This is a genomic window from Mycobacterium sp. 3519A (genome assembly GCF_900240945.1).
GTDB lineage: Bacteria > Actinomycetota > Actinomycetes > Mycobacteriales > Mycobacteriaceae > Mycobacterium.
In genome coordinates this window covers 323954-348028 of record NZ_OESG01000012.1, presented here as the reverse complement: position 1 = coordinate 348028, position 24075 = coordinate 323954, and the positions used below count along the sequence as shown (strand labels likewise).

Genomic DNA, 24075 nt, shown 5'->3' with positions numbered 1-24075 from the left:
CGGCTTCAGCAGGCGCAGGCCGGGATCAGTCGGCGCCGCTGCCGCTGGTGCCGCTGCTGCTGGTACCGCCGCTGGTGTCACCGCTTGTCGTGCCGCCCGAGGAATCATCCGAGCTGGCGCCGGCTGTCGAAGCGCCCGCGGTGTCACCTGTCGTGCCGCCGCTGCCCTGATCGATGCTGGAAGTCTGATCGGAGTAGGCGGTGGCATGAACGTTCGACATGCTCTGGTTGATGACGGCGTCTTGGATCGTGACCGCGTTGGCCGTGGAATCGATCGAGCCGATGTTCGCCGCCACGCCGGCGTTGATCGGGGCGGCTACGTTGGCATTGGCCGCCACGGCGCCTGCGATGGGTGCGGCGAGGTCGGCGTTGAGGTCGACGTTGACGTCGACGTTCAGCAGAGCGCCCTCTGTCAGCCCGGCGGTACTGGTGTCCACAGTCGTGCCGGTGTCGGTGTCAGTGCCGCCCGTGTCGGTCCCGCCCGTGTCGGTGCCGCCCGTGCTGGTGTCGCCGCTCTGATCAATGCCGCTGTCCTGCAGCGAGGTCGCGGTCGCAGACACGTCTGCCATGCCTTGGTTGATCATCACACCGCCGTCGGTTGAATGCGTTGCGGTCGAACTGGCGTCGGATCCGTACGTCAGCACATTGGCGCCCGCTGCTGCCTGGATCGGCGCGGCGACGTTGAGGTTGGCCGCCGCAGACAGGTCGATCGGCGAGGCGGCATCAATTCCGACGTTGATATCGGCGTTGACGTCGATGATCGATACGACCTCCTTGGCGGGAAGTGCGATGCCGATCTCGGCCTGCAGCTCCTCGGGGCTCAGTCCCTTGCCGCTCATGACTGCGTCTCCTGTTCCATGTCGCTCCCGGCCACGGCTGTTTGCCAATGCCGAGGATCTCGTCAGCACTTGTGCCTCCGCGAATACCCAGTCACTGCCATGATCAACAGAAAACTTTCAGAAAAGTCTTGGTCGGCCGTCTTCGGTGCAGGTAGAAGCGTGACGCAGAATTAACTAAGTCGTCGATAAGGCTCAGGCCTCAGCAGGTCGATGCGCGTTTCAGCCAGCGGACCTTGATGCAGATATTTGCTGCCGACGATGCGTCAGCCGGGCGAGGACCAATGCACCACCTTCATCGCCGTCATCTCGTCGAGCAGTTCCGGGCCGAACCCGAATCCGCTACCGCTGGCGCCGCGCGGTTCGGATGCGCCGCCGGGCGCTCCCCCGAACACCGCGTTGATCTTCACCGTGCCGACCGGGAGGCTGCGCCAGGCTTGTTGGGCGCGCGCCATGTCCGATGTCAGCACGGTCGCCGCGAGTCCGTATTCGTCGTCGGCGGCTTCGGTCAATGCGGTATCGAAATCCGGAACCACGCGCACAGGAGCGACGGGACCGAATGTCTCTTCGCGCGCGGGGTTCACCGCCGACCAAGGCCCTGGCTCCACTCCTCACCGCGTCGGTGACGTGCCGATGCACCACCTCGCGCTGCCGCTCGTCGACGAGTGGGCCGATCCGTTCGGCCCACTGTCGAGCTTGGTCGACCAACGCATCGATGAACGCTTCGGCCGCCGCCTCGACGACATACATCCGCTCAACCGAGACGCAGATCTGGCCGGCGTTGGCGAACGCACCCTGCGCCGCCTGCTCGGCGGCCCATCGCGGATCGACGCCGCTGTCGACGATCAACGGGTCATTGCCGCCGTTCTCCAACAGCGCCTTGGCTCCCGCTCCGCACACGCCCTGGCGATGGCGCGGCCCGTGACACTGCTGCCGACGTGAGCGACCACATCGACGCGATCTGCCGCGGCCAGCAATTCGGCGAAGCGCCGCCCGGTGCCCGGACACCGTTCACTTGGCTTGTGCACCACTGTGTTTCCAGTGACCAGTGCGGCGCCGAGCAGTCCGGCGGCTACGGCGACCGGATCGTTCCAGGGCGTCAGTACGGCAACCACGCCACGCGGCTGCGGAATCATCAAATCTGTTGCGGCCCAACTGGCTTGCAGACTACGACCGCCGTGAAGCGGGCCGAGTTCGGCGTACTGCACCAGCGTGGCGGCACCGGCGTTGACGCCGCCAAGCGAATCGTCACGCAGCTTGCCGGTCTCGCGCTCGTTGAGTTCGGCGAGTTCATCGGCAGCGCTCCGCACCTCGGCTGCGGCGCTGATCGCCGCCGCCCGCTCGGCCGGTGGCGTAGCGGCCCATTCGGCGCAGGTTGCGCGGGCCTCGGCCACCGCCGCGTCGCATGCCGCGGCATCGGCGATCGGCATTCGGGTGACCAGTTCCCCGGTGCGCGGATCGTTGACAGTGATCTCGGTGTCCTGCGACATGACGTGGAGTTACCCCCGACAGCACGGTCGACACCTCCGTCAGCCGTTAGATTGAGCCCATCATGGCGACAGCTACCCCGTTTCTGCTGCTCTCGATACGGGCCGAGGACGCCGCGGCCGACGACGAGTACGGGGCGATGATGCGCTTCGCAGGGCTGGATGCCGACGGGATGCACCGCATCCGGCTCACACACCAGTCGCTGGGCGAGATCGACCTCGCCGACTGGTCGGGCATCATCCTCGGCGGCGGGCCGTACAACGTCAGTGACCCCGCGGAGTCGAAATCGCCGACGCAGCAACGAGTCGAAGCGGAACTGCTGCCGCTGATCGCGCGGATCGTCGACGCCGATTTCCCGTTCCTCGGCTGCTGTTACGGCGTCGGCACGCTCGGTTCCGTCGTCGGTGCGTCCGTCGACCGCACGTATCCGGAACCCGTCGGCGCCATGACCATCACCCTGACCGACGAGGGCCGCCGAGATCCGTTGTTCGTCGACATGCCGGAGGTGTTCGACGCCTACGGCGGACACAAGGAAGGCGTCAGCGCACTGCCGTCGCAGCTTGTCCGCCTTGCGTACTCCGCGGACTGTCCTTTCCAGGCGTTCCGCGCTGGCGCCAACGTGTACGCGACGCAGTTCCACCCCGAACTCGACGCCGACGGCATATGCACCCGCATCGATGTCTACAAGGACTACGGCTACTTCGCGCCGGAGACGGCGGAGTCGTTGAAGTCGGATGCGTTGCAGCACAGCGTCGAGCATCCGCCTGCGATCCTGCGCAGCTTCGCGCAGCGCTACGCCCGCGGGGCTTGACCGGTCAGTGCCTTCAACTCGTCGAGTGAGTCACCGACGAGGCGGGGCAGATCTCTGCGTTTCCCTGCGGTCAGCCACTTGTTGTAGGCGACCTTGAACACGGCGATCGCCGTCTCGGCGGTGAGCGCGGCGGCGGACTCGGCGAGACCGCGGCGCCGCAGTGCCGCGGCGATCGCCTCGGCGAGCGATGCCAGCTTGATCAGCTCGCGCTCCTGCAGGCCGGGGTTGGCGTCGATGACGGCCTGGCGCCTGCGAGCTTGTTCTCGGCGGTCCTCGAGCATTGCGCCGGCAGCCCGCAAGGCGTCACCCGCCGCGTCGATCGGCGACGCGGATTCCGGCGCCTGCGCGATGGCCGCGTTGATCAGTTCGACCAGCGCATCCTGACCCCCGAACAGCACTTCGCGTTTGTCGGTGAAGTGCCGGAAGAAGGTCCGCTCGGTCAGGCCCGCCCGCTCGGCGATCTCGGCGACGGTCGTCTCGTCGAACCCCCGCTCGGCATAGAGCTCCAGCGCCGCCTGTTCCAGGCGGCCGCGCGCATTGGGCTGCCACCGGCTCACGCATTGATCCTAGGGGAATGACAGCGGCTGTCATCAGCGTTACTGTGATGACAGCAACTGATATCAACGGGAGGTTTCAATGCGAGTGTTCGTCACGGGCGCGTCCGGATTCGTCGGATCGGCCGTCGTTGCCGAACTGATCGGCGCTGGGCATCACGTCGTTGGCCTGGCGCGGTCCGAATCCTCCGCGCAGGCCATCGAGAGGGCGGGCGCGCAGGCACACCGAGGGGATATCGCAGATCTCGAAAGCCTGCGCGCGGGCGCCGAAATCGCCGACGCGGTGATCCACCTGGCGTTCACGCACGACTTCGCGGAGTTCGCCAGAGCGGCCGAGGCTGACCGTGTGGCCATCGACGCCATCGGTGGCGTGCTCGCCGGATCAGAACGACCGTTCGTCGTGACCTCAGGGTTGGCCGGCTTCTCCCTGGGCCGCGACGTGACCGAGGACGACGCCGCGTCGCCCCACTCACCGCGGTTCTCCGAGCAGGCGGCGCTGAAATTCGTGGACAGCGGCGTGCGCGTTTCGGTGCTGCGGTTGCCGCCGTCAGTGCACGGTGAGGGTGACCACGGATTCGTCCCGCGGCTGATCGAAATTGCCAGGGAGACAGGTGTTTCCGGATTCCCCGGCGACGGGTCGAACAGGTGGCCGGCCGTGCACCGGTTCGACGCCGCCAGGATGTACCGGTTGGCGCTCGAGTCTGCGCCGTCGGGCGCGCGGCTACACGCGATCGGCGACAAGGCAATCCCGACGCGCGACATCGCGGGCGTGATCGGGCGTCATCTAGGTCTGCCCGTCACCTCCGTCGCACCGGAGCATTTCGGTTGGTTGGGCGCCTTCTTCTCGCTCGACGTGCCGGCGTCCGACGACCGCACCCGCGCATTGTTGGGGTGGCAGCCCACGCGCCAAGGGCTGTTGGCGGATCTCGAGGAGGGCCACTACTTCGGCGCGCGAGCGGCCTAGGGCGTTGATTCTGTGCTGAGGGCGTGTGGTTCTCGTATTTTTGCGCCGTGGACGCAGAGTCAACGGGCGCGCGTGGCCGCTCAGTCCGGATACACCGGGCCGACGGCCGTCCTGGCGCCGATCGCGCGTCCGCTGCCCCAGCCGAGTTCGCGGCGGTAGCCTCCGAGCAACCCCGACGCGGCGAGGCCCGCGGCGTCACGGAACGGTGAACCGGCAGGCGCTCTGGTCGCCAACGGCGAGACGAACAACGCGTCGGTCGGGCAATACGCCTCGCACTGAAAGCATGTCTGGCAACTGTCGTGGCGCGCCAGCACCGGGATGCCGCCGGCACCGCGGTCGAACACCCGCGTCGGGCACACGTCGATACACCGGTCGCAGGCAATGCACCGCTCGGCGGCAACGACCTCGATCATGCGGCGGCCCTGACGGATTCGGGCCGGGTCCAGACGTCGTCGAGACCGCCGGTGAGCAGTCGATGCCCCTGCGCTGGATTTGACGTCGGATAGTCAAGGCGCTTGTGCATGCCACGGCTCTCCGCACGGCTCAACGCCGCGTGGTACATCCACCGGCCGTGGGCGAGCATCGCGGCTGCCTCGCGGGCCCGGAACAGCTCCTCGCCGCGCCCACCGAGGCCGGCCCGTACCTCAGACCACGTGTCGTGCAACGACTTCAATGCGGGCGTGAGCCGATCGCCGTGCCGCAGATAGTTGAGGGCGTACGGCAGCACCTGGCGCTGCACCTCGGTGACGATCTCGCGGTAACTCAGATCCGCTGCGCCACTGGGACGTATCCCCGCACCACCGACGGGACGCGAGCCGGCGCCCCGCCTCCCCCGCCGCGCCGCGAACGCCGCCGCGCCCTGCCCGGCCCAGCTGCCCGAGGACGCCGCCCATGCCGCGTTGTGGCTGCCGCCCCCGGTGAATCCCCCGCAGATCAATTCCCGCGTTGCGGTGTCGCCGGCGGCATACAGCCCTGGCACGTCGGTGGAGCAGTCGAAGTCGGCCACCCGCACACCTCCGGTGCCGCGGACCGTGCCCTCGGCCAACAGGGTGATCTCGAAGAAGTCGGTGAACGGGTCGATGCCGAGCCGGTCGAACACCAGGAAGAAGTTGGGCTGGCCCTTGCGCATCGCGCGCTGCTCGTCCTCGGTGGCGCGGTCGATCCTGGCGAAAACCGGCTCGGACAGCAGCGTTTTGGCGATCACGGACCTGCCCTTGGTGCTGCCCGCGCCGTCGAGCACCGACCGGTCGGCGCGGTAGAACGTCGCCCAAGAGTAGTAGGCGGTCTTCGTCAGCGAGGTGCCCTTGACCGCGATCGCGTATGCGTTGGAGAACTCCATCCCCGACAGCACCGCGCCCGCCTCCACCGCCATCAGCGCACCGTCTCCGGTGTTGACGTCGCACCCGAGTGTTTTGGACTGGAACGCACACCCGCCCGCAGCGAGCACGACGGCCGACGCCTCGATGCGCATCGTCTGCCCTGTCGCGCGATCGAGCACCATCGCTCCGCTGACCACGCCTTCGTCGTCGGCGAGCAACTCCAGCGCCGGGGTGTGGTCGAAGATGCGCACGCCGAGCCGCTGCACCCGAAGCCGTTGCCTGCGCATGTATTCCGGGCCCTGCAGGTCGTCACGAAGGGAGCGGCCCGCGTCGTCGACCGGAAACGGGTAGCGCTGAACCTCGGCGAGTTCGTCCATCCTGCTGTGAGTCTCGTCGAGCACCCGCGTCATCCACTCGCGGTCGGCGAGGTGCCCGCCGAGGGCCTCCCGGCTGGCCATCGCAGCCTCCCGAAGCTCGGGGACATCGTCGACGTACCAGACCCCGGTGCCCACCGAAGCCGTCGCGCCGCTGGTGCCGGTGTAGCCCTTGTCCGCCAGGATCACGTCGACTCCGGCTTGCGCGGCTTTGATCGCCGCCCAGGTGCCCGCAGGCCCGCCCCCGATCACCAGGACGTCCGTCGAGAGCGACGCTGCGCTACTCATGGCCGTGGAACTGGTTGTCCGGCACCGGCAGTCCGTAGTGCTCGCGCAGCGTAGTGCCGGTGTACCCCTCGCGGAACAGCCCCTTGCGTCGCAGGATCGGCAGCACCTGGTCGATGAACGTCTCCAGCCCCGACGGCAGCGCCGCGGCCATGATGTTGAACCCGTCGGCCGCTCCCCCTTCGAACCACGCGACGATCGTGTCTACGACCTGGTCCGGCGTGCCGACGAACGTGAAGTGGCCCCGTCCGCTGCCGAGCCGCGACAGGATCTCGCGGACGGTGAGACCTTCACGCTGCGCCAGTTCGACGATGAGGTCGGCGCGACTCTGCGCACCTTCCAGCTTCGGGCGCGCCAAAACCGTTGCAGGCAGCGGCTTGTCGAGCTCGAGCGCCGACGCGTCGACTTCCAGGATGTTCGACAACTGCCACAGCCCGTACTCCGGCACCCGAAGCTCGTCGAGTTCCCTGGCCAGTTCCAGAGCCTCGTGTTCGGTCGATCCGATGATCGGCACGATGCCGGGGAGCACCAGCACGCCGTCGGGATCGCGGCCCGCCGCCTTGGTGCGCGCCTTGATGTCGGCGTAGAAGTCGGCGGCCCGCTCGTAGGTCTGGTGGGCGGTGAAGATGGCCTCCGCATGGCGGGCGGCGAACCCCTTGCCGTCCTCCGAGGATCCGGCCTGCACCAACAGCGGATGCCCCTGCGGCGGACGTTCGACGTTCAGCGGGCCCGCGACCTTGAAATAGTCGCCACGATGGGCGATCGTGTGCAGGCGGGCCACGTCGGCGTACCGGCCCGACGCCTTGTCGCCTTGGACTGCTTCGTGTTCCCAGCTGTCCCACAACGCTTTTGCGACGGTCAGGAACTCGTCGGCCCTCGCGTACCGCTCCGCATGGTCGAGGCGGTCGTCGAGGCCGAAGTTCGCGGCCTCCTGCGGGGTGGCCGAGGTGACGATGTTCCACCCGGCCCGGCCACCGCTGACGTGGTCGACCGACGCCAGCCGCCGCGCCAGGTTGTACGGCTCGTTGTACGTCGACGACACGGTCGCGATCAACCCGATCCTGCTGGTGTGCTGCGACAGCGCGGTCAGCAGGGTCAGCGGCTCGAGCTGGCCGGGCGGGCGGAACGCCCCGCTGCCCGTCAGCGCCGGACCGTCGGCGAGGAACAACGAGTCGAACTTCGCGCTCTCCGCCAGTTGCGCCAGCGCGATCCAATGCGCCAGGTCGAAGTCCGCGCGCGGATTGCTCTGAGGCAGCCGCCACGCCGCCTCATGGTGCCCCGCCTCCATCAAGAAGGCGTTGAGGTGGAGTTCCCGATGGCCGCTCATGCCAGCTTGGTGCTGTCGAAGCCGTCAGGCAGCAGGTTGTCGGTGATCTCGGCGACATCGACCTTCTTGGTGATCTCACCGGCCTCGAAGAAGGCGTCGCTGAGATCCTGTTCGGCCTTGACGTCCTCCGGCAGCACCTGCGTGACCTTGAACTGATAGGCGTCGACCGTCGTGCGTGCATCCTCCCTGGAGATACCCGTCTCCTTCGCGATCGCCTTGGCGTACTCGTCGGGATGCAACTGAGCCCAGTTGAAGATCCGCGCGATACGCGTCAACACATCGGCAAGGGCAGCCCGTTTGGTGGGATCGCCGAGCGACTTGTCGTTGGCCACGTAGTAGTTGTTGACCTGGTCGATCGGCGGGAGCCCCTTGGCCAGGATGCGGGCACCATCCTTCACCGCGATCGCCGACGGCGGATTCCAGATCGACCAGGCGTCGACCTTTCCGGTGTTGAACGCCGTCGCGCCCGCCGCCGGGCTGAGGTACACCAGTTGCACGTCCTTCGGCGTCAGACCGACGCTCTTGAGCGCCAGCAGCGCCAGGCCGTGGGCCGAACTGCCCTGCGGGAGGGCGATCTTCTTACCCCTCAGGTCGGCGAGCGACTGGATCGGCGAGTCCTTCGGCACGATGATGTTCTCGGCGGCCTTCGTGGCATCGGAGCCGTGCTGGGTGGCGACGATCTTGAAGCCGAACTGCTTGGCGGCGCCGGTGATCGGCGGCACGGTGCCCACGTAGCCGAGGTCGATGTCGCCGGTGGCGGCGGCCTGCACCAACGGGGGTCCGTAGTCGAAGCGCGCGAACTTGACCTTGTACGGCGCATCGTCGAATGCGCCCGTCACCTTCGCCAACTCCTCGCTGCCGTCGCCGCCGTTGTCGCCGATGGTGAACGTGTACTGGCTCCACTCGGGGTGGCTGGCCGCGGGTGAGCCGCCTGAACTGCTCAGCGGGGCGTCCGGCCCCTTCGGCGACGAGCATGCCGCGAGCACGCTTGCGACGGTGAGTAGCACCGCCACGAAACCGACGCGGAATTGCTTGTGAGACATGGTTTCTCCTGACAATGGGTTAGTGCTGGCTGGCAAGTCCGAGATCGGCGAGAAGTGCGGCGCGCAGTTCCTCGCGGGCGATACTGGCCTCCCGTTCGGCGGCGGACAGTCGGACCGCGTGCGCGTCGCCGATCCTGCCGTTGTTCATCACGACGATCCGGTCGGCCAACGCGATCGCTTCGTCGACGTCGTGGGTGACCAGCAGCATGGACGCGTGGTGCTTACCGCGCAGCGCACGCACCAGGTCGTGCATGCGCAACCGGGTGATCGCGTCCAGCGCGGCGAACGGCTCGTCGAGCAGCACCAACTCGGGCTCCGAGACCAGCGCTCTGGCCAGCGCCACCCGTTGCGCCTCACCGCCGGAAAGTTGCTTGGGCCACGCCTTTTCGCGGCCCGCGAGGTTAACCTCAGCCAGCGCCTTGCGGGCGCGGTCGTCGGCGTCGGCGCCGCGCAGACCCAGGGTGACGTTGCGCAACACACGCTGCCACGGCAGCAGTCGGTCGCCCTGGAACACGATCGCGCGCTTGGCGGGCACCTCGATCCGACCGCCGTCCGGCTTGTCCAGCCCCGCGAGCAGACGCAGCAGGGTGCTCTTGCCGCAGCCTGACGGGCCGAGCAGGACCACGAGCTCGTCGTCGTCGATCACCAGGTTGAGGTGATCCAGTACGACGCGATCCCCGAATCTGCGCACCACCTGTTCGGCGAAAACCCCTGCCTGAGTGCGCGATGCGGCGGTCACAGCGCCTCGTAACTGGGCCGCCACCGCAGCAGCACCCGCTCCAGAATCCGGACGAACTGGTCGGCCAGCAGACCGAGGACCGAGTAGATCACCAGGCCGACGAAGACTTTGTTGGTCTGCAGGTAGGTCTGGGCCTGGGTGATCATGAAGCCGAGGCCTTCGTCGGCGTTGACCGTCTCCGCGGCCACCAGTCCCAGGATGCTGTAGGCCAGCGAAAAGCGAAGACCAACAAGGAAACCCGGTAGCGCCCCGGGGACGAGCACCCGGGTGACGATCCGCCAGGAGCCCGCACCCGTGGTGCGGGCCATCTCGATCAGCCGCTGATCGACGCCGCGGATCGCCGCGAACAGGTTGAGGTACATCGGCACACCGGCGCCGAACGCGATCAACAAGACCTTGGTCAGTTCGTCGATGCCGAACCACACGACGAACAGCGGAAGCACGGCGAGCAGCGGAATGGTGTTCAAGATCTGCGTGACCCCGTTGAAGACATACTCGCCGGTGCGCAGAAAACCGCCGAGCACTCCGGTCACGATGCCGACGGCCAACCCGATGGCCAGCCCTATCCCCGCCCGCTGCAAGGAGATCGACAGATCGGGGCCGAGCACTCCGTCCCGCCACAACTCGACCGTCGTGCTCAGGATGTCCGACGGCGCAGGCGCATACGACGGCTTGAGGAAACCCGCCCTGGCCAGGAACTCCCAGACGACCAAGATCAGCACGGGCGTGGTGTAGATCCCCAGCGGCCAGCGCAGCCTGCGGCGCAGCGTGCCGAGGCGGGACTGTTGACGGGCATCGCCCGGCAGGAACACATCACGCGGACGTGACGCGGTGCGCGCGGGCACCGGGGGTGCGAGTAGGGCCATTGCTTGCCTTCCGGAGGCGACATCCACGGCCCGCGCGCGCTGTTGTGTTGCGCGCTCGGAGGATTCGCGGATAAGTGGTGTGGTGAGCACCATGCCGCAATGGCAACGTGTGCGGGAGCCATGAAATCGACGCGATTCTTTCTCGGCCCAAAATGGGCCCCGGAAATACTTGACCCATTCCAGAAAAGGGACGATATTAGGTGCCGTGACGTCCGCACCCGATTACGCCGATCGGCTTCGCGCCGCTGATCTGCGCGTGACGCGGCCCCGGTTGGCGGTGCTGCAGGCGGTGCACGCGCTTCCGCACGCCGACACCGAGTCCATCTTCGGTGCCGTGCGGTCTGACCTGCCCGATGTGTCGCGGCAGGCCGTGTACGACGTACTTGCCGCCCTGACCACCGCAGGTTTGGTCCGACGGATTCAGCCCTCAGGTTCGGTCGCCCGCTACGAGTCGCGCGTCGGCGACAACCACCACCATGTGGTCTGCCGGTCCTGCGGCGTCATCGCAGACGTCGACTGCGCGGTCGGCGACGCACCGTGCTTGACTCCGTCGGACCACGACGGCGCGCTCGACGGCTTCGTGCTCGACGAGGCCGAGGTCATCTACTGGGGTTTGTGCCCCGATTGCTCGGCATCACAAGCGACGCGATCACACCCGTGATCACAGCCCGTAACACCCACCCTCGGAAGGAATGTTGTGTCATCTGATACATCTGACGCTCGCCCACCGCATGACGACGCCAAGACGGCAAGTCACAGCGAGAGCGAGAACCCGGTTATCGATTCACCGAAGCCGAAGGCGCACGCTCCGTTGACCAACAGGGATTGGTGGCCGGAGCAGGTCGACGTTTCGGTGCTGCACAAGCAGAACGAAAAGGGCAACCCGCTCGGTGAAGACTTCACCTACGCCGAGGAGTTCGCCAAGCTCGACGTCGAAGCGTTCAAGCGCGACGTCATCGACCTGATCAACACCTCGCAGGACTGGTGGCCCGCTGACTATGGCAGCTACGCAGGCCTGTTCATCCGGATGAGCTGGCACGCCGCGGGCACCTACCGCATCTTCGACGGTCGCGGCGGTGCCGGGCAGGGCGCGCAGCGCTTCGCCCCGCTCAACAGCTGGCCCGACAACGCCAACCTGGACAAGGCGCGCCGGCTGCTGTGGCCGATCAAGCAGAAGTACGGCAACAAGATCTCGTGGGCCGACCTGATCGCCTACGCCGGGAACGCCGCGCTGGAGTCGGCAGGCTTCAAGACGTTCGGCTTCGCGTTCGGTCGCGAGGACATCTGGGAGCCCGAGGAGATGCTGTGGGGCCAGGAGGACACCTGGCTCGGCACCGATGCCCGCTACGGCGGCACCAACGACACCGACCGCAAGCTCGCCGAGCCGTTCGGTGCCACCACCATGGGCCTGATCTACGTCAATCCCGAAGGCCCAGAAGGCAAACCGGACCCGTTGGCGGCCGCTCACGACATCCGCGAGACCTTCGGCCGGATGGCGATGAACGACGAGGAGACCGCTGCGTTGATCGTCGGCGGCCACACCCTCGGCAAGACCCACGGTGCGGGCCCCGACGACGGTATGGGACCCGAGCCCGAGGGCGCGCCGATCGAGCAGCAGGGTCTCGGCTGGAAGTGCCCGTTCGGCTCAGGCAAGGGTCCCGACACGATCACCAGCGGCCTGGAGGTGGTGTGGACCAACACGCCGACCAAGTGGAGCAACGCCTACCTGGAAATCCTCTACGGCAACGAGTGGGAGCTGACCAAGAGCCCGGCGGGCGCGTGGCAGTTCGAGGCCAAGGACGCCGAGGCGACCATCCCCGATCCGTTCGGCGGGCCGCCGCGTAAGCCCACGATGTTGGTCACCGACATCTCGATGCGGGTCGACCCCATCTACGGCGAGATCACCCGGCGGTGGCTGGACCATCCCGAGGAGCTCAACGAGGCGTTCGCCAAGGCGTGGTACAAGCTGATGCACCGCGACATGGGCCCGATCTCGCGCTACCTCGGCCCGTGGGTGGCAGAGCCGCAGCTGTGGCAGGACCCGGTGCCCGCAGTCGAGGGCGAGCTGATCGACGAGGCCGACATCGCGGCGCTGAAGGCCAAGCTGCTCGACTCTGGCCTCACGGTGCAGCAGTTGGTGAAGACCGCGTGGTCGTCGGCGTCGAGCTTCCGCGGCACCGACAAGCGCGGTGGCGCGAACGGCGCGCGGATTCGCCTTGAGCCGCAGAAGAACTGGGAGGCCAACGAGCCGTCCGAGTTGGCTCAGGTGCTGCCGGTGCTCGAGAAGATCCAGCAGGACTTCAACAGCTCGGCCGCCGGAGGCAAGAAGGTGTCGCTGGCCGACATCATCGTGCTCGGTGGCTCCGCGGCGGTCGAGAAGGCGGCCCGCGACGCCGGCTTCGAGATCGACGTCCACTTCGCGCCTGGCCGCACCGATGCGTCGCAGGAGCAGACGGACGCCGAGTCGTTCGCGGTGCTCGAACCGCGTGCCGACGGGTTCCGCAACTTCGCGCGGCCCGGCGAGAAGGCTCCGCTGGAGCAGCTTCTGGTCGAGCGCGCCTACCTGCTGAACCTGACGGCGCCCGAGTTGACGGCGCTGATCGGCGGTCTGCGTGTGCTGAACGTCAACCACGGCGGCAGCAAGCACGGCGTGTTCACCGACAAGCCGGGCGTGCTGTCCAACGACTTCTTCCTCAACCTGCTCGACATGAGCACCGAGTGGAAGCCGTCGGAGACCGCCGAGAACGTCTACGAGGGACGGGACCGTTCCTCGGGGGCGATCAAGTGGACGGCCACCGCCAACGATCTGGTGTTCGGCTCGAACTCGGTGCTGCGCGCACTGGCCGAGGTCTACGCCCAGGACGACAGCAAGGGCAAGTTCGTCGAGGACTTCGTCGCTGCCTGGGTCAAGGTGATGAACAACGACAGGTTCGATCTGGCCTGATCGAACCAACGGCGACGCCCCGCAAGTCAATCGGCTTGCGGGGCGTTGTCGTCAGATCTGCCGCGTCAGTTGCGCGCCGATCAGCGGCGCGATCTTCTCGGCCATGTAGGCGTGCCCGGCGTCGGTGGGATGCACGCCGTCCTTGCCGATCAAGTCCGGTCGCCCGACGAACCACCCCAGCGCGATCGGATCGATGAACGTCGCGCCCGCCACCCCGGCTTGGTACTTCAGCGCATCGCGGATGGCGAGCATCCATCCGGGCGGATCGGCGGTCGGCCACGGCGGACCGATCACCAGGAACTTCGCCGATGGTGCTGTGCGACGGGCCAATTGGTAGGTGCCCCAGGCGAGGATCGACAGCTGTGTCGGGTCGACGTTGATGTCGTTTCGCGAACCGTAGAACACCACCAACGCGTCGTCGGGTTTGACCGCATCAGCCGTCAGGTCCTCGAACACGCTGCCGTGGTTTCCGCGGGTGCCGTAGCCGGCGCCGCCCTCGGCGGCCACGTCGGGTGCCACCCGGACACCGTCGCGCGCCAGCAACTGCCAGGCGCGGGTCGTCCATCCCTTGGCGCCCATCCCGCCGAGATCGGTGCCGGTGGTGTACGAGTCCCCGATCACCGCGATGCGATTGAGCGGGGCGTCCAGCGTCACTATCTCGTTGTGCCTCACCGGCGTTGGCGCCGAAATCGACATGCCGACCAGCAGGGCGATCGCAACGACGAACGTGAACAGACGACTCACCGGAACAGCCTACGATTCGATCCTGGGAATCGCCGAGCGGGTCGCAATTGTAGGCAACACGTTATGAAAACGCTGCATTGTGGTCGCGCGCAATCGAATTCGCCAAATCAGCCGGCGCGCGCGGAGACGGTCTTCGCGGGCACCTGTCGGGAGCCGTGGATGGTTTGCAGCTTGTTCTGCGTCGGGTCGGGTTCCTCGGAATGCGGGTCGGCCACCGGAAGTCGTCGCTCCTTGACCATCCTGCGCATCCAGATGCGCGCCGGTTCTTCGACGAATTCGTACAGCAGCACCGCGCACACAATGGCGACCGCGAACACGCCGACCATGATCAACTTCGCCGACCAACTCGGGGTGAGGACGATCTCGAACTGAGCGGTGAACCAGTTCCACGCGGTGTGCACGATCTCGTGGACCATGTACAGGCTGAACGAGATGTAGCCGCCGTACGCCATCACCCTGGTGCCCAACAGCCGCGGCAGGCCGCCGACTCCGATGGCCAGCGTCACCACCAACGGAACGAACAGCACGTCGACCAGCCCGCTGGAATCCGACACCTTGGGCACCGGGTGTGCGTCGAGGAAGTACAGGATGCCGATGATGCCGAGGCCGATCGCCAACGACAGGTATCCGGCGCGTATGCGAGTCTGGTCGGACGGCCGCATCTTGCGGACCGCGGCGCATGCCAGCGCCCCCGCGGTGAACTGCATGACGATGCGCGGGAGCCAACTCCACGGGGTGTAGAAGTGGCCGGTCGCAAGCAGCAGCAGCGTCGGCGGCAGGCACGCCACGGCCGCCAGCACCAGCAAGCCCCTGACCCGGGTGGCCCTGGCGATCCGGAAGATCACCAAGATCAAGACGCCGAACATGAGGTACGCGAGCCACTCCGCGCTGATCGACCAGGCCGGGCCGTCCCAGCTGGAGCCGTCGAAGAACGGCTGGAACCACAACTGGACCAACAGCAGTTGCCGGGCGTAGCTGACGGCGCTGAGTTGATCGGCCACCGGTGATGGCAGGTGGCCGACATAGAGCGTGAAGATGATCCATGCCAGCGCGAGGTGCAGCGTGACCACGTAGACCGGCCACACCCTGGCCAGTCGCAGCCACAGGAAATGCAGGGTTTCCCGCATCGAGAACGACTCGCCCATCCGGTCGAGGTAGTTCCACGTCAGCACGAATCCGCTGAGGATGAAGAACAGGTCGACGCCCTGGGCGCCGCAGTTGATCACCGGCGCCAACGCCGATTTGAAACCGGGTGCCGACACCTCGAGCCACGGCCGGAAGTGGAACAGCACCACCCACACTGCGGCAACGATGCGCAAGCCGGATAGGGCTTTGATCTCTCCGGTGCGCACAAAACTCTTTTCGTGAGGGACTCTGCTGTTTCGGACCACGACGCCGGCGGCGCAACCCCCCGGCGTTGGCAGAATAACAGCGCCATCGGCCGATTGCCGTGCACCGAATGCTGTGTGGTTGCTGTAAAACCCGCGTGTCGCGAACTACAGGGTCGCGAACTACAAAAGCCCGCCGAGCCCGCCGAGGAGTCCGCCGCCGCCGTCGTTCTTCCGAGGCGGATTCTGGTGCGGGAACGGCGCACGCGTCTGGGGGCTGACGCTGATCGGCGCGCGGGTGGTCGGTGGCGGCGGCATGGTGGCCGGCGGCGCGCTCGGAGCGGGGCTTGGCGGCGTGCGGCGACACTCGGCGATGGGGACGGCGGGCGGGCCGCGGAGGTGCTGACGGTCGCAGGCAGCACGGGCACGGGCGATTCTGTCGGGGTCGGCATCGCCGCAGATGGCGCGGTCGACGTCGCCATCGGCAGCAGTGTCGCATCGGTCGGTGCGACGACGGGCCGGGTCGGCCGGGCCGGTTGGAGCAGGACGACGACCGTCGCCGCCGCCGCGGCCAGCGTTGCTAGAACCACGCCGGTGAGGACGATCCGCCGTGACCAGCGGCCGTCGTCCGCAGGTTGCGGAAAGGCAGAGGTCGCCGCGTCGTCGCCGTCACCGGCCGACTCGTCGGCTTCCAGCGGCTCGAACAGGTAGTCGAACCGGCCGGAGACGTCCTCCCGCAGCATGCCGTGATGGTACGCGCGACGTTTGCCGGCGGGACGCGTTGTCGCCGAATTGGTGTTTGCTGTGGCGTGTCGCGGCCGATGCTTCTGCACGACCGGCGCCGAAAGGGCAGAGTGGATATGCTTGCGCATTCTCGACTGAGGACGACTATGTCTGCTGATACCGGTGCCGACGCGCCATCGCCTGCGACGTCGAACGGCGGCTCGCGGCACATCAGACTGACCTCACACAGCGGCGGCCTGGAGGCGCCACCGATTCGCTGGGGTGCGCCGACCGCGGCCGAACGCGGACCGCTGATCGGCACCACCACCAAGCGGGCCCACCGCAATGTGATCGGCACGCACAGCGGGTCGTACAGCGTCTACCGAGCCCTGGCAGTGGCGTCCGGCGCGCTGTCGCGTGAGCACAGGGCCGATCTGACGGACACCGCGCCCACCGACGACATCGGCCCGTATTCCAAATGGGGCGAAGCAGGCGCGATCGTCAGCCTGGACCCGTGGGGCGCGATGGTGGCCGACGTCTATGCCGCCGATCTCGCCGCCGGCCACGACATCAGGCCGACGATCGCGATCACCAAAGCACACGTGATCGTGCCGGAGATCATCGAAGCCGTTCAAAAAGGCCGGCTGGTACCCGACGGCCGGATCCTGCTGCCGACCGGCGCCGCGCTGGTGACCAAGGCGGCGATCGAACCGGTCTGGCACCTGCCGGGCGTGGCGCAGCGGTTCGGCTGCAGCGAGACGAGCCTGCGCCGCGTGCTGTTCGAGGAAACCGGCGGCATGTATCCCGAACTCGTGACGCGGTCGGACCTGGAAGTCTTCCTGCCGCCGATCGGCGGGCAGACCGTCTACATCTTCGGCAACGCCCGCGACCTGAGCGATTCCAGCGTTGAACTGACCGCACGGGTGCACGACGAATGCAACGGTTCCGACGTCTTCGGGTCGGACATCTGCACCTGCCGCCCCTATCTGACGCACGCGATCGAGGAGTGCATCCTCGGCGCCCAGCGCGGCGGCGTCGGCCTGGTCGCCTACTCCCGCAAGGAGGGCCGCGCGCTGGGCGAGGTGACCAAGTTCCTGGTGTACAACGCGCGGAAGCGTCAGGTCGGCGGCGACACCGCCGAGGCGTACTTCACCCGCACCGAGTGTGTGGCCGGCGTGCAGGACATGCGTTTCCAGGAGTTGATGCCGGATGTGCTTCATTGGTTGGGCATCAGCAAGATCCATCGACTGGTTTCGATGAGCAATATGAAGTACGACGCCATCACCGCGTCGGGCATCGAGGTCGGCGAGCGGGTGAACATCCCCGACGCGCTGATCCCGCCCGACGCCCGGGTGGAGATCGACGCGAAGACGGCGGCGGGCTACTTCACCCCCGGACCGGTGCCCGACGCCGAGGAATTGCGCAAGGCGAAGGGCCGGGGGCTCGACGGATGAGCGTGGCCGGCGTGCGGGCCGAGCACGACGTCAACCGTCCCGCGGGTGCGGCGGCGGCGCTGCGCAGCACAACCGCGATCCGCGAGCGCGCGCAGTTTCTGCTGAACCGTGCGCGGGCGGGCGACTCGCCCTGGTTCGTCGTCGACGACGACTCGCTGCCCGTGGCCGCTGACAACGTCGCTGAGGTCACCCGCACTCGCTATCCCGATCTGCGCGTTCCGTTACACAGTCGCTGGCGGCACTTCGAAGCGGGCGGTGTGGAGCGGAAGGCCGACCTCGACCTCGCGGCGATGGTCGACCTCACCGTGGTCAGCGTGTTGCTCGACGCGGGCGCCGGGCCGCAGTGGCAGTACCTGGAAGCGGCGACCGGGCAGCGGTTCAGCCGGTCCGAAGGGCTCGGCGTGGCCAGTTGGCACGCGTTCTGTAGCGGACTGTTCTCCGGCGATGCCCGGCCACAGGTCGACACCGCGGGTCTGCGCGCCGTCACCGTCGACCGACTGGCCGACGTATTCCAGTGCGGACCCGAGAACCCGCTGGTGGGTTTACCGGGCCGGGTGGCGGTGCTGCACCGACTGGCCGACGCACTCGGAGCGCACACCCGACCGGCCGACCTCTTCGACGTCGGATCGCGCATCGCTGCACACGACATCCTCACCCGGGTGCTGGTGTCGTTGTCGCGAGTCTGGTTGGCGCCCAACAACATCGGCGACGAAGCCCTCGGCGACTGCTGGCGCCACGACGCCGTGCCGGGCGCGGGGCTGACCGACGGCTGGATGCCGTTTCACAAGCTGTCGCAGTGGCTGACCTACTCGCTGACAGAACCGTTTCAATCGGCGGGTGTGCAGGTGGACGGCCTCGACGAGCTGACCGGGCTGCCCGAATATCGCAACGGTGGCCTGCTGTTGGACACCGAGGTGCTGCGGCTGCGCGATCCGGACTGGGCGGCGCGCAGCTGGGACGTCGGCGACGAGCTGGTGATTGAGTGGCGGGCGCTGACCGTGGCCCTGCTCGACGAGCTCGCCCCGCTGGTGCGCACCCGTCTGGGTGTGGACGCCGACCGGATGCCGCTGGCGTGCGTGCTCGAGGGCGGCACGTGGGCGGCGGGCAGAGCGCTCGCCGCGCGGCTGCACGACGGGCGCCCCCCGCTGTCCATCGTCAGCGACGGGACGGTGTTCTAGCGCCATGGCCGCCGTGCAACTGATCGACCATCCGCTGGTGCAGCACAAACTCACGCTGATGCGCCGAAAAGACGCGTCCACCAAGAGTTTCCGTCAGCTGCTGCAGGAGATCTCGGCGTTGATGGCCTACGAGGTGCTGCGCGACATGCCGCTGCACGACGTCGCGATCGATACGCCGTTGGAAAGCACCACCGGCAAGGTGATCGACGGCAAGAAGCTGGTCTTCGTGTCGATCCTGCGGGCGGGCACCGGGATCCTGGACGGCATGCTCAGCGTGGTGCCCGGCGCCCGCGTCGGCCACATCGGCCTCTACCGCGATCCCAAAACACTTGTCGCCGTCGAGTATTACTTCAAAATGCCCGGCGAACTCCACGAACGCGACGTGGTGGTCGTCGACCCGATGCTGGCGACCGGCAACTCGGCGGTCGCCGCGGTGGATCGGTTGAAGGAGTGTGGTCCCAAATCAATCAAATTCGTCTGCCTGCTCACCTGTCCGGAAGGCATCGCCGCGATGCAGGCCGCGCATCCCGACGTGGCTATCTACACAGCGGCCATCGACCGCCAGCTCGATGAGCACGGCTACATCCTGCCCGGCCTCGGCGACGCCGGGGACCGCATCTTCGGCACCAAGTAGCCCCTAATCCCCCAACGTCACACCCGCGCAGATGCCCCGGCGGCGCTTCCGGCCCGGGGGCGTGCGACCCGTTTCGGCGCTCGCCGCGAGTCCATAACGTCGAAGTCATGGCGCACTGTCGTTACTGCAATCGATACCGGCTGACCCGGACGGCCGGCCCCGGTGCCTGGCTGCTGGACTGCGGGCACACGTACCTCCCACTGCCCAGTGAGGCGCAGACCTGGGCGGCGTACACACAGGACTCCCGTCGCTCACGGGGTTAACGGTGGTGTCCGATGGGCAGACTGCTCACATGCAGACGCTGGAGTACGCCCCGGGCAGAGCCGTCGACGTGATCGGTGAGGCAGGTCCTGTGGTGCTGATGTGGCACGGCGCGCAGACCGATGCGCGTAGCACCATGCGACCGCTGGCCGAATTGGTGGCCGGTCACGGCCTCACGGTGGTGATGCCGGATTGGGACTCCCACGCCGCCGACGGCGGTCGCGCTGATCTGCTCGGATCGCTCGAGTTCGTCCGTGAGCGCGCCGATGTCGACCGGCTTGTCCTGGTCGGCTGGTCGCTGGGCGGTGCGGCCGCTGCCGGAGTGGCCATCAACGCCGGGCAGTTCGATGTCCCGGTGGCACACACTGTCTGTCTGGCGGGCGCGTTCATCGCACGCAACCCTGTCACCGGTGCCGCGCTGCCGACCGAGCTTCCCGCGCAGGGGATTTCGCCGTTCACGCTGCTGCACGGCACCGCCGACGACGTGGTGCCGGTCGAGGTGAGCCGGTCGTTCGCTGCGACGCTGCGCGACAGCCGTTGGCCCGTCGAGTACGTCGAGTTGGCCACCGACCACGGCGCGATCGCCGGCGCCACCTTCGACCGCGCCGGGGATCGCTATCTCCCGTCGGACGACCCTGCGGTGTTGGCGGTCGCCGCCGACGTGGCCGGGCGCATCGCGTCTGCGGCGGGGGGTGACCTCAACAATGGTTGAGGGCGCACGGTTGGAGCCATGAGTTCCGAGATGACCCAGATCCGAGACGATCTCTGGCAGACCCGCACCGAATCCCCCTTCCCAGGCCTGAAGACACACGCGTATCTGTGGCGGCGGCCGACCGGAAACATCCTGTTCTACAGCCCGGCCTCTGATGCGGACTTCGACGCCATCGAGGACCTGGGCGGTGTGAGCGCGCAGTACCTTTCCCATCTCGACGAGGCGGGCCCGATGCTGGCGCGTGTCGCCGAGAAATTCGGCTCCCGGTTGCACGCGCCGGCCGCCGAACTGGACGCGATCACCCGCCACGCCAGAGTCGACGTGCCCGTTGCGGCTCGCCGCCATGTGGACGAGAACGGCGTCGATGTGGTTCCCACGCCAGGACATTCGGATGGCAGCACCTGTTACCTAGCCGAAGGTGTCGGCGGCGAAATGTACTTGTTCACCGGCGACACCATGTTCCCGACGGCCGACGGTACGTGGGCGACGTTTCTGCCGCCCGGCCGGGGCAGCGCCGCCGACCTGCGGTCCAGCCTCGAGGTACTTGCCACGGTGCAGCCGAATATGGTCATCTCCAGCGCGTTCGGCGGCGACACGGCGATCGAGTCGGTCGACAACGGCCGCTGGAGCCGGTGCGTCGCGGAGGCGCTGAAGACCGTCCCGTCCTGAACTACCCGTCGATGAAGGTGACCGTCTCGTCGAGCGGCGCCCGACCTGTTCGAGGAAGACTCACGGTGGTGTCCTCGTAGCCAATCGACATGCCGCAGAACAGGATCAGCCCTTCGGGGGGCGAGACGACGTCGGCGACGGTTTCGCGCACCTGAGACCAGGCCATCTGCGGACAGCTATGCAGCCCCTCGGCCCGCAGGAGCAGCATGACGCTCTGCAGGTACATGCCGACGTCGGCCCACTGCGCCACGCCCAGGTCCCGGTCGATGTAGACGAACAGCGCTGCGGGCGCGCCGAAGCAATCCCAGTTTGCGATTGCCGCGCGTTGGCGGGCTTCCCAGTCGTCGCGGGCGATGCCGAGTGCGCTGTAGCGCTCCTTGCCGAAGGCGGCCCGGCGCTCCTGATAGACCGACTTCATTGGCTGCGGATACATCTCGTATTCGCGGTCGTCCCACGGGACACCGGTGGCGACACGTTCGGTGGCGCGCTTCTTCAGCTCCGCCAACGGCGCGCCGGTCACCACAAAGGTGTTCCACGGCTGAATGTTCGATCCCGACGGTGACCAGGCCGCGGCGGTCAGCACACGTTCGATCACGTCGCGCGATACCGGCTGGTCGGTGAAGGCGCGCACGGCCCGCCTGCTCTCGACCGCCTCATAGACGTCCACCATCTCACTGCCCTCTTCGTTTCGATCCTTACAGTATCATTCAACACCGTATTGATCGATACTATTTCCCCCTCAGCGCGTAGCCGAGATCCGGTTGAGGAGTTCGGTGAGCTGTTTGGCTTCCGCGGGCTTGAGCGGGGCGATGAGCTGTTCGGCCAGTGGCTCTGCGGCCACATGGGCGGCGTCGAAGACCTTGAGTCCCTTCTTGGTGATTTCCACCGCCCGGATGCGCCGGTCCCCCGGCACCGCCTTGCGCACGGCAAGGCCCTGCCGTTCGAGGTCGTCGACGACACGCATGATTCCCGCTTTGTCCGAGCCGGTTGCGGCAGCGAGGTCGCGCTGGGGCGTGGGTCCGCGGTTGACGAGCACCAGCAGCACCGCGAAGTGCCGCAACTCGATGCCGAGCGGCCGGAAGGCCTCCGACATCACTGCGGCCGCGTGCCAGTGGGCGCGACGCAGCGCCAATCCGAGCGCGAATGGCGACGTGTCGCCGGCACGGTCTGTCGCGCGCGAAGTGCTCATGGAGCGACGATACCGAATCGACCGGATCGATCGATACCGTCGCTTTCGCGACTAGGTGTTCTTGCGCGGTGGCCGCTGATCGTTGGGGTCGTTCGGGTCGGGGTCGCCGAACCACCGCCACGGCGTGTGCTCTGCGTAGGTGTCGTGCCAGCTCCACCACTCATACGGTGGGGTCTGCGGGTAACCCACAGGTGAGTCCTCCCAATCCTCCTGTCGCCCAAAAGCGGTCATGTCGAGCAGGTTCCAGGTGTTGACGAAGACTTCGTCGCCGCGGCCGTTGATGAGATAGGTGCGGAACACGTGGCCGTCGTCATCGCGGATGAACGCGTTGGTGGCGTGCCACATATCGCAACCGAAGTCCTTGTCGAAATCGTCGGTGATGGTGTACCACGGGTGCCGCCAGCCCATCTTCGCCTTCATCCGCTCGAGGTCGGATTGCGTCGCGCGCGACGCATAGACGAACGTCGTGTCTCGCGCGTTGAGGTGGGCCAGGTTGGGCACGTGATCGGCCATCAAAGAGCAACCGGTGCAACCGTGTTCGGGCCAGTCGCCGGTGCCGGGCTCGATGAAGGCTCGGTAGACGATCAACTGGCGCCTGCCGTCGAACAGATCGAGCAGACTGGCCTTACCGTTCGGCCCGTCGAATACGTACTCCCTCTCGACCGCGAGCCACGGCATCCGGCGCCGTTGTGCGGCCAGGGCGTCGCGAGCGCGTTGAACCTCCTTCTCCTTGACCAGCATCTCGCGCCAGGCGGCATCCCACTCCTGCGCCGACACGACGGGTGGTGTGTTCATGGTCATGACCGCTCGAGTGCGGTCTTCAGGTTGGACAGCTTCCACGGCCAGCCGCCGGAGATGAGACCGAGCACGGTGCTGTCCTGGTCGAAGTCGTCGTGGATGACGGTCAGCTTGACCATCTCGCCCTCGGGTTCCAGGTCGAACGAGACCTTGGACCGACGTTCGGCAGCGCACGTGGCGACCGTCTCCTCGTCGAGACCTTCGACGGCCGTGGCCAGTTCGGGAATGAAGGTGTGGAAGGTGAACGCCAGCCTGCGGTAGGGGTCGGATTCCAGGATCACCTGATCCGGGTGTTCGATCTTCAGGCCGTGGTCCTCCCACGCGTAGGTGGAGCCCTTCTTCCAGTCGGACACCATCGCGTGGCCCATGTATCGGTGGGAGAAGGCGGGGTCGGTGATCGCCTGCCAGAGTTTCTCGGGGGTGGTGCGGATGTAGGTGGTGTAGACGAACTGCCTGGTGTCGCTCATTGATTCGCTCTCCAATGCTGTCTTCAAGTCCGCGAGTGTCTGAACCCGCGCACGGTCGTATTGGTTGATCCATCGGTCGGCGATGGCGTTGATCGGCTCCGCGTTCAGGTAGTGCAGCTTTTCCCGCCCCCGCCACACCGTGGTGACCAGGTTGGCCGCCTGGAGCACCGCGAGATGCTTGCTGACCGACTGCCGCGCCATCGACAGCCGCGCGCACAACTCCTGCAGGTTCTGCCCGTTGCGGGCGTTGAGGCTGTCGAGCAGCAGGCGTCGGCTGGGGTCAGCCAGCGCCTTGAATACCTCGTCCATCTCTGCCATATCCGTTATATGCAGCTGATCGGCTGCATGTCCGACTATATGCAGCCGATC

24 protein-coding genes and 1 pseudogene are annotated in these 24075 nt (G+C 67.1%); 10 read left to right on the top strand and 15 right to left on the bottom strand.

Features of this window, described 5'->3' with window-relative positions:
- Positions 1-25: 25 nt before the first annotated feature.
- Together C1A30_RS03885 and C1A30_RS36420 are read right to left on the bottom strand one after the other, a co-directional pair.
- A complete protein-coding gene (locus C1A30_RS03885) occupies positions 26-838 on the bottom strand; it encodes a peptidoglycan-binding protein (protein WP_101946939.1) in 813 nt (270 codons plus the stop codon).
- A gap of 263 nt (positions 839-1101) precedes the next feature.
- Positions 1102-2325 (bottom strand): annotated as a pseudogene (locus C1A30_RS36420) (aldehyde dehydrogenase).
- Positions 2326-2387: 62 nt separating this feature from the next.
- On the opposite strand from C1A30_RS36420, the gene C1A30_RS03875 reads away from it, so the two are divergent.
- Positions 2388-3134 (top strand): glutamine amidotransferase, encoded by a 747-nt coding sequence (locus C1A30_RS03875; RefSeq protein ID WP_101946938.1) that lies wholly within the window; start codon positions 2388-2390, stop codon positions 3132-3134.
- Here the strand turns inward: C1A30_RS03875 and C1A30_RS03870 are convergent.
- Complete coding sequence (locus C1A30_RS03870) at positions 3116-3691, bottom strand: TetR family transcriptional regulator (RefSeq protein WP_101946937.1); 576 nt, start codon at positions 3689-3691, stop codon at positions 3116-3118. The two genes, C1A30_RS03875 and C1A30_RS03870, sit on opposite strands and share 19 nt — an antisense overlap.
- 79 nt (positions 3692-3770) lie before the next feature.
- Between C1A30_RS03870 and C1A30_RS03865 the strand changes: the two genes are divergently transcribed.
- A complete protein-coding gene (locus C1A30_RS03865) occupies positions 3771-4652 on the top strand; it encodes an SDR family oxidoreductase (protein WP_101946936.1) in 882 nt (293 codons plus the stop codon).
- An 80-nt stretch (positions 4653-4732) separates the two neighbouring features.
- On the opposite strand, the gene C1A30_RS03860 is transcribed toward C1A30_RS03865, so the two are convergent.
- From C1A30_RS03860 to C1A30_RS03835, 6 genes are read right to left on the bottom strand one after another with little or no spacing between them, the layout of a single operon-like run.
- A complete protein-coding gene (locus tag C1A30_RS03860) occupies positions 4733-5065 on the bottom strand; it encodes a ferredoxin family protein (protein ID WP_101946935.1) in 333 nt (110 codons plus the stop codon).
- On the bottom strand, positions 5062-6633 hold the full coding sequence (locus C1A30_RS03855; RefSeq protein ID WP_101946934.1) for an FAD-dependent oxidoreductase: 1572 nt from the start codon (positions 6631-6633) through the stop codon (positions 5062-5064). Before C1A30_RS03855 ends, C1A30_RS03860 begins: the two co-directional genes overlap by 4 nt.
- Positions 6626-7957, bottom strand: coding sequence for an LLM class flavin-dependent oxidoreductase (locus C1A30_RS03850; protein ID WP_101946933.1), 1332 nt, complete (start codon positions 7955-7957; stop codon positions 6626-6628). The genes C1A30_RS03855 and C1A30_RS03850 overlap by 8 nt, the downstream gene beginning before the upstream one ends.
- Entirely contained in the window at positions 7954-9000 is a 1047-nt protein-coding gene (locus tag C1A30_RS03845) for an ABC transporter substrate-binding protein (RefSeq protein WP_101946932.1), read from the bottom strand. Before C1A30_RS03845 ends, C1A30_RS03850 begins: the two co-directional genes overlap by 4 nt.
- Before the next feature lie 19 nt (positions 9001-9019).
- Positions 9020-9739, bottom strand: coding sequence for an ABC transporter ATP-binding protein (locus tag C1A30_RS03840; RefSeq protein WP_101947616.1), 720 nt, complete (start codon positions 9737-9739; stop codon positions 9020-9022).
- The gene (locus C1A30_RS03835) at positions 9736-10605 is read right to left on the bottom strand and encodes an ABC transporter permease (protein ID WP_101946931.1); all 870 of its coding nucleotides are present in this window, start codon (positions 10603-10605) and stop codon (positions 9736-9738) included. Before C1A30_RS03835 ends, C1A30_RS03840 begins: the two co-directional genes overlap by 4 nt.
- A 205-nt stretch (positions 10606-10810) precedes the next feature.
- On the opposite strand from C1A30_RS03835, the gene C1A30_RS03830 reads away from it, so the two are divergent.
- Both C1A30_RS03830 and katG read left to right on the top strand, forming a co-directional pair.
- Positions 10811-11266, top strand: coding sequence for a Fur family transcriptional regulator (locus C1A30_RS03830; RefSeq protein ID WP_101946930.1), 456 nt, complete (start codon positions 10811-10813; stop codon positions 11264-11266).
- 36 nt (positions 11267-11302) lie between these two features.
- Entirely contained in the window at positions 11303-13549 is a 2247-nt protein-coding gene (gene katG, locus C1A30_RS03825) for a catalase/peroxidase HPI (protein WP_101946929.1), read from the top strand.
- A gap of 51 nt (positions 13550-13600) precedes the next feature.
- On the opposite strand, the gene C1A30_RS03820 is transcribed toward katG, so the two are convergent.
- Positions 13601-14293, bottom strand: coding sequence for a GDSL lipase (locus C1A30_RS03820; RefSeq protein ID WP_101946928.1), 693 nt, complete (start codon positions 14291-14293; stop codon positions 13601-13603).
- 107 nt (positions 14294-14400) lie between these two features.
- Positions 14401-15645 carry an acyltransferase gene (locus tag C1A30_RS03815; protein WP_101946927.1) on the bottom strand — a complete coding sequence of 415 codons (1245 nt, stop codon included), beginning with the start codon at positions 15643-15645 and terminating at the stop codon, positions 14401-14403.
- A gap of 375 nt (positions 15646-16020) precedes the next feature.
- Between C1A30_RS03815 and C1A30_RS03810 the strand changes: the two genes are divergently transcribed.
- The 6 genes from C1A30_RS03810 (at position 16021) to C1A30_RS03785 (ending at position 21252) form a co-directional block, all read left to right on the top strand.
- Positions 16021-16332 carry a hypothetical protein gene (locus C1A30_RS03810; RefSeq protein WP_101946926.1) on the top strand — a complete coding sequence of 104 codons (312 nt, stop codon included), beginning with the start codon at positions 16021-16023 and terminating at the stop codon, positions 16330-16332.
- Between the two features lie 179 nt (positions 16333-16511).
- The gene (locus C1A30_RS03805; RefSeq protein ID WP_101946925.1) at positions 16512-17798 is read left to right on the top strand and encodes a GTP cyclohydrolase II; all 1287 of its coding nucleotides are present in this window, start codon (positions 16512-16514) and stop codon (positions 17796-17798) included.
- Positions 17795-18976 carry a DUF1688 family protein gene (locus tag C1A30_RS03800; RefSeq protein WP_101946924.1) on the top strand — a complete coding sequence of 394 codons (1182 nt, stop codon included), beginning with the start codon at positions 17795-17797 and terminating at the stop codon, positions 18974-18976. The genes C1A30_RS03805 and C1A30_RS03800 overlap by 4 nt, the downstream gene beginning before the upstream one ends.
- A gap of 4 nt (positions 18977-18980) precedes the next feature.
- The gene (gene upp / locus C1A30_RS03795) at positions 18981-19610 is read left to right on the top strand and encodes a uracil phosphoribosyltransferase (RefSeq protein WP_101946923.1); all 630 of its coding nucleotides are present in this window, start codon (positions 18981-18983) and stop codon (positions 19608-19610) included.
- 292 nt (positions 19611-19902) lie between these two features.
- Entirely contained in the window at positions 19903-20583 is a 681-nt protein-coding gene (locus C1A30_RS03790; RefSeq protein ID WP_101946922.1) for an alpha/beta hydrolase, read from the top strand.
- An 18-nt stretch (positions 20584-20601) separates the two neighbouring features.
- Positions 20602-21252 carry an MBL fold metallo-hydrolase gene (locus C1A30_RS03785; RefSeq protein ID WP_101946921.1) on the top strand — a complete coding sequence of 217 codons (651 nt, stop codon included), beginning with the start codon at positions 20602-20604 and terminating at the stop codon, positions 21250-21252.
- Between the two features lies 1 nt (position 21253).
- Here C1A30_RS03785 and C1A30_RS03780 read toward each other — a convergent pair whose 3' ends face one another.
- The 4 genes from C1A30_RS03780 to C1A30_RS03765 form a co-directional block, all read right to left on the bottom strand.
- On the bottom strand, positions 21254-21919 hold the full coding sequence (locus tag C1A30_RS03780) for a nitroreductase (RefSeq protein ID WP_101947615.1): 666 nt from the start codon (positions 21917-21919) through the stop codon (positions 21254-21256).
- Between the two features lie 72 nt (positions 21920-21991).
- The gene (locus C1A30_RS03775; RefSeq protein WP_101946920.1) at positions 21992-22441 is read right to left on the bottom strand and encodes a MarR family winged helix-turn-helix transcriptional regulator; all 450 of its coding nucleotides are present in this window, start codon (positions 22439-22441) and stop codon (positions 21992-21994) included.
- A gap of 51 nt (positions 22442-22492) precedes the next feature.
- Complete coding sequence (locus C1A30_RS03770) at positions 22493-23236, bottom strand: DUF899 domain-containing protein (protein WP_101946919.1); 744 nt, start codon at positions 23234-23236, stop codon at positions 22493-22495.
- Between the two features lie 2 nt (positions 23237-23238).
- Positions 23239-24015 carry a metalloregulator ArsR/SmtB family transcription factor gene (locus C1A30_RS03765; RefSeq protein ID WP_101947614.1) on the bottom strand — a complete coding sequence of 259 codons (777 nt, stop codon included), beginning with the start codon at positions 24013-24015 and terminating at the stop codon, positions 23239-23241.
- Between the last annotated feature and the right edge of the window lie 60 nt (positions 24016-24075).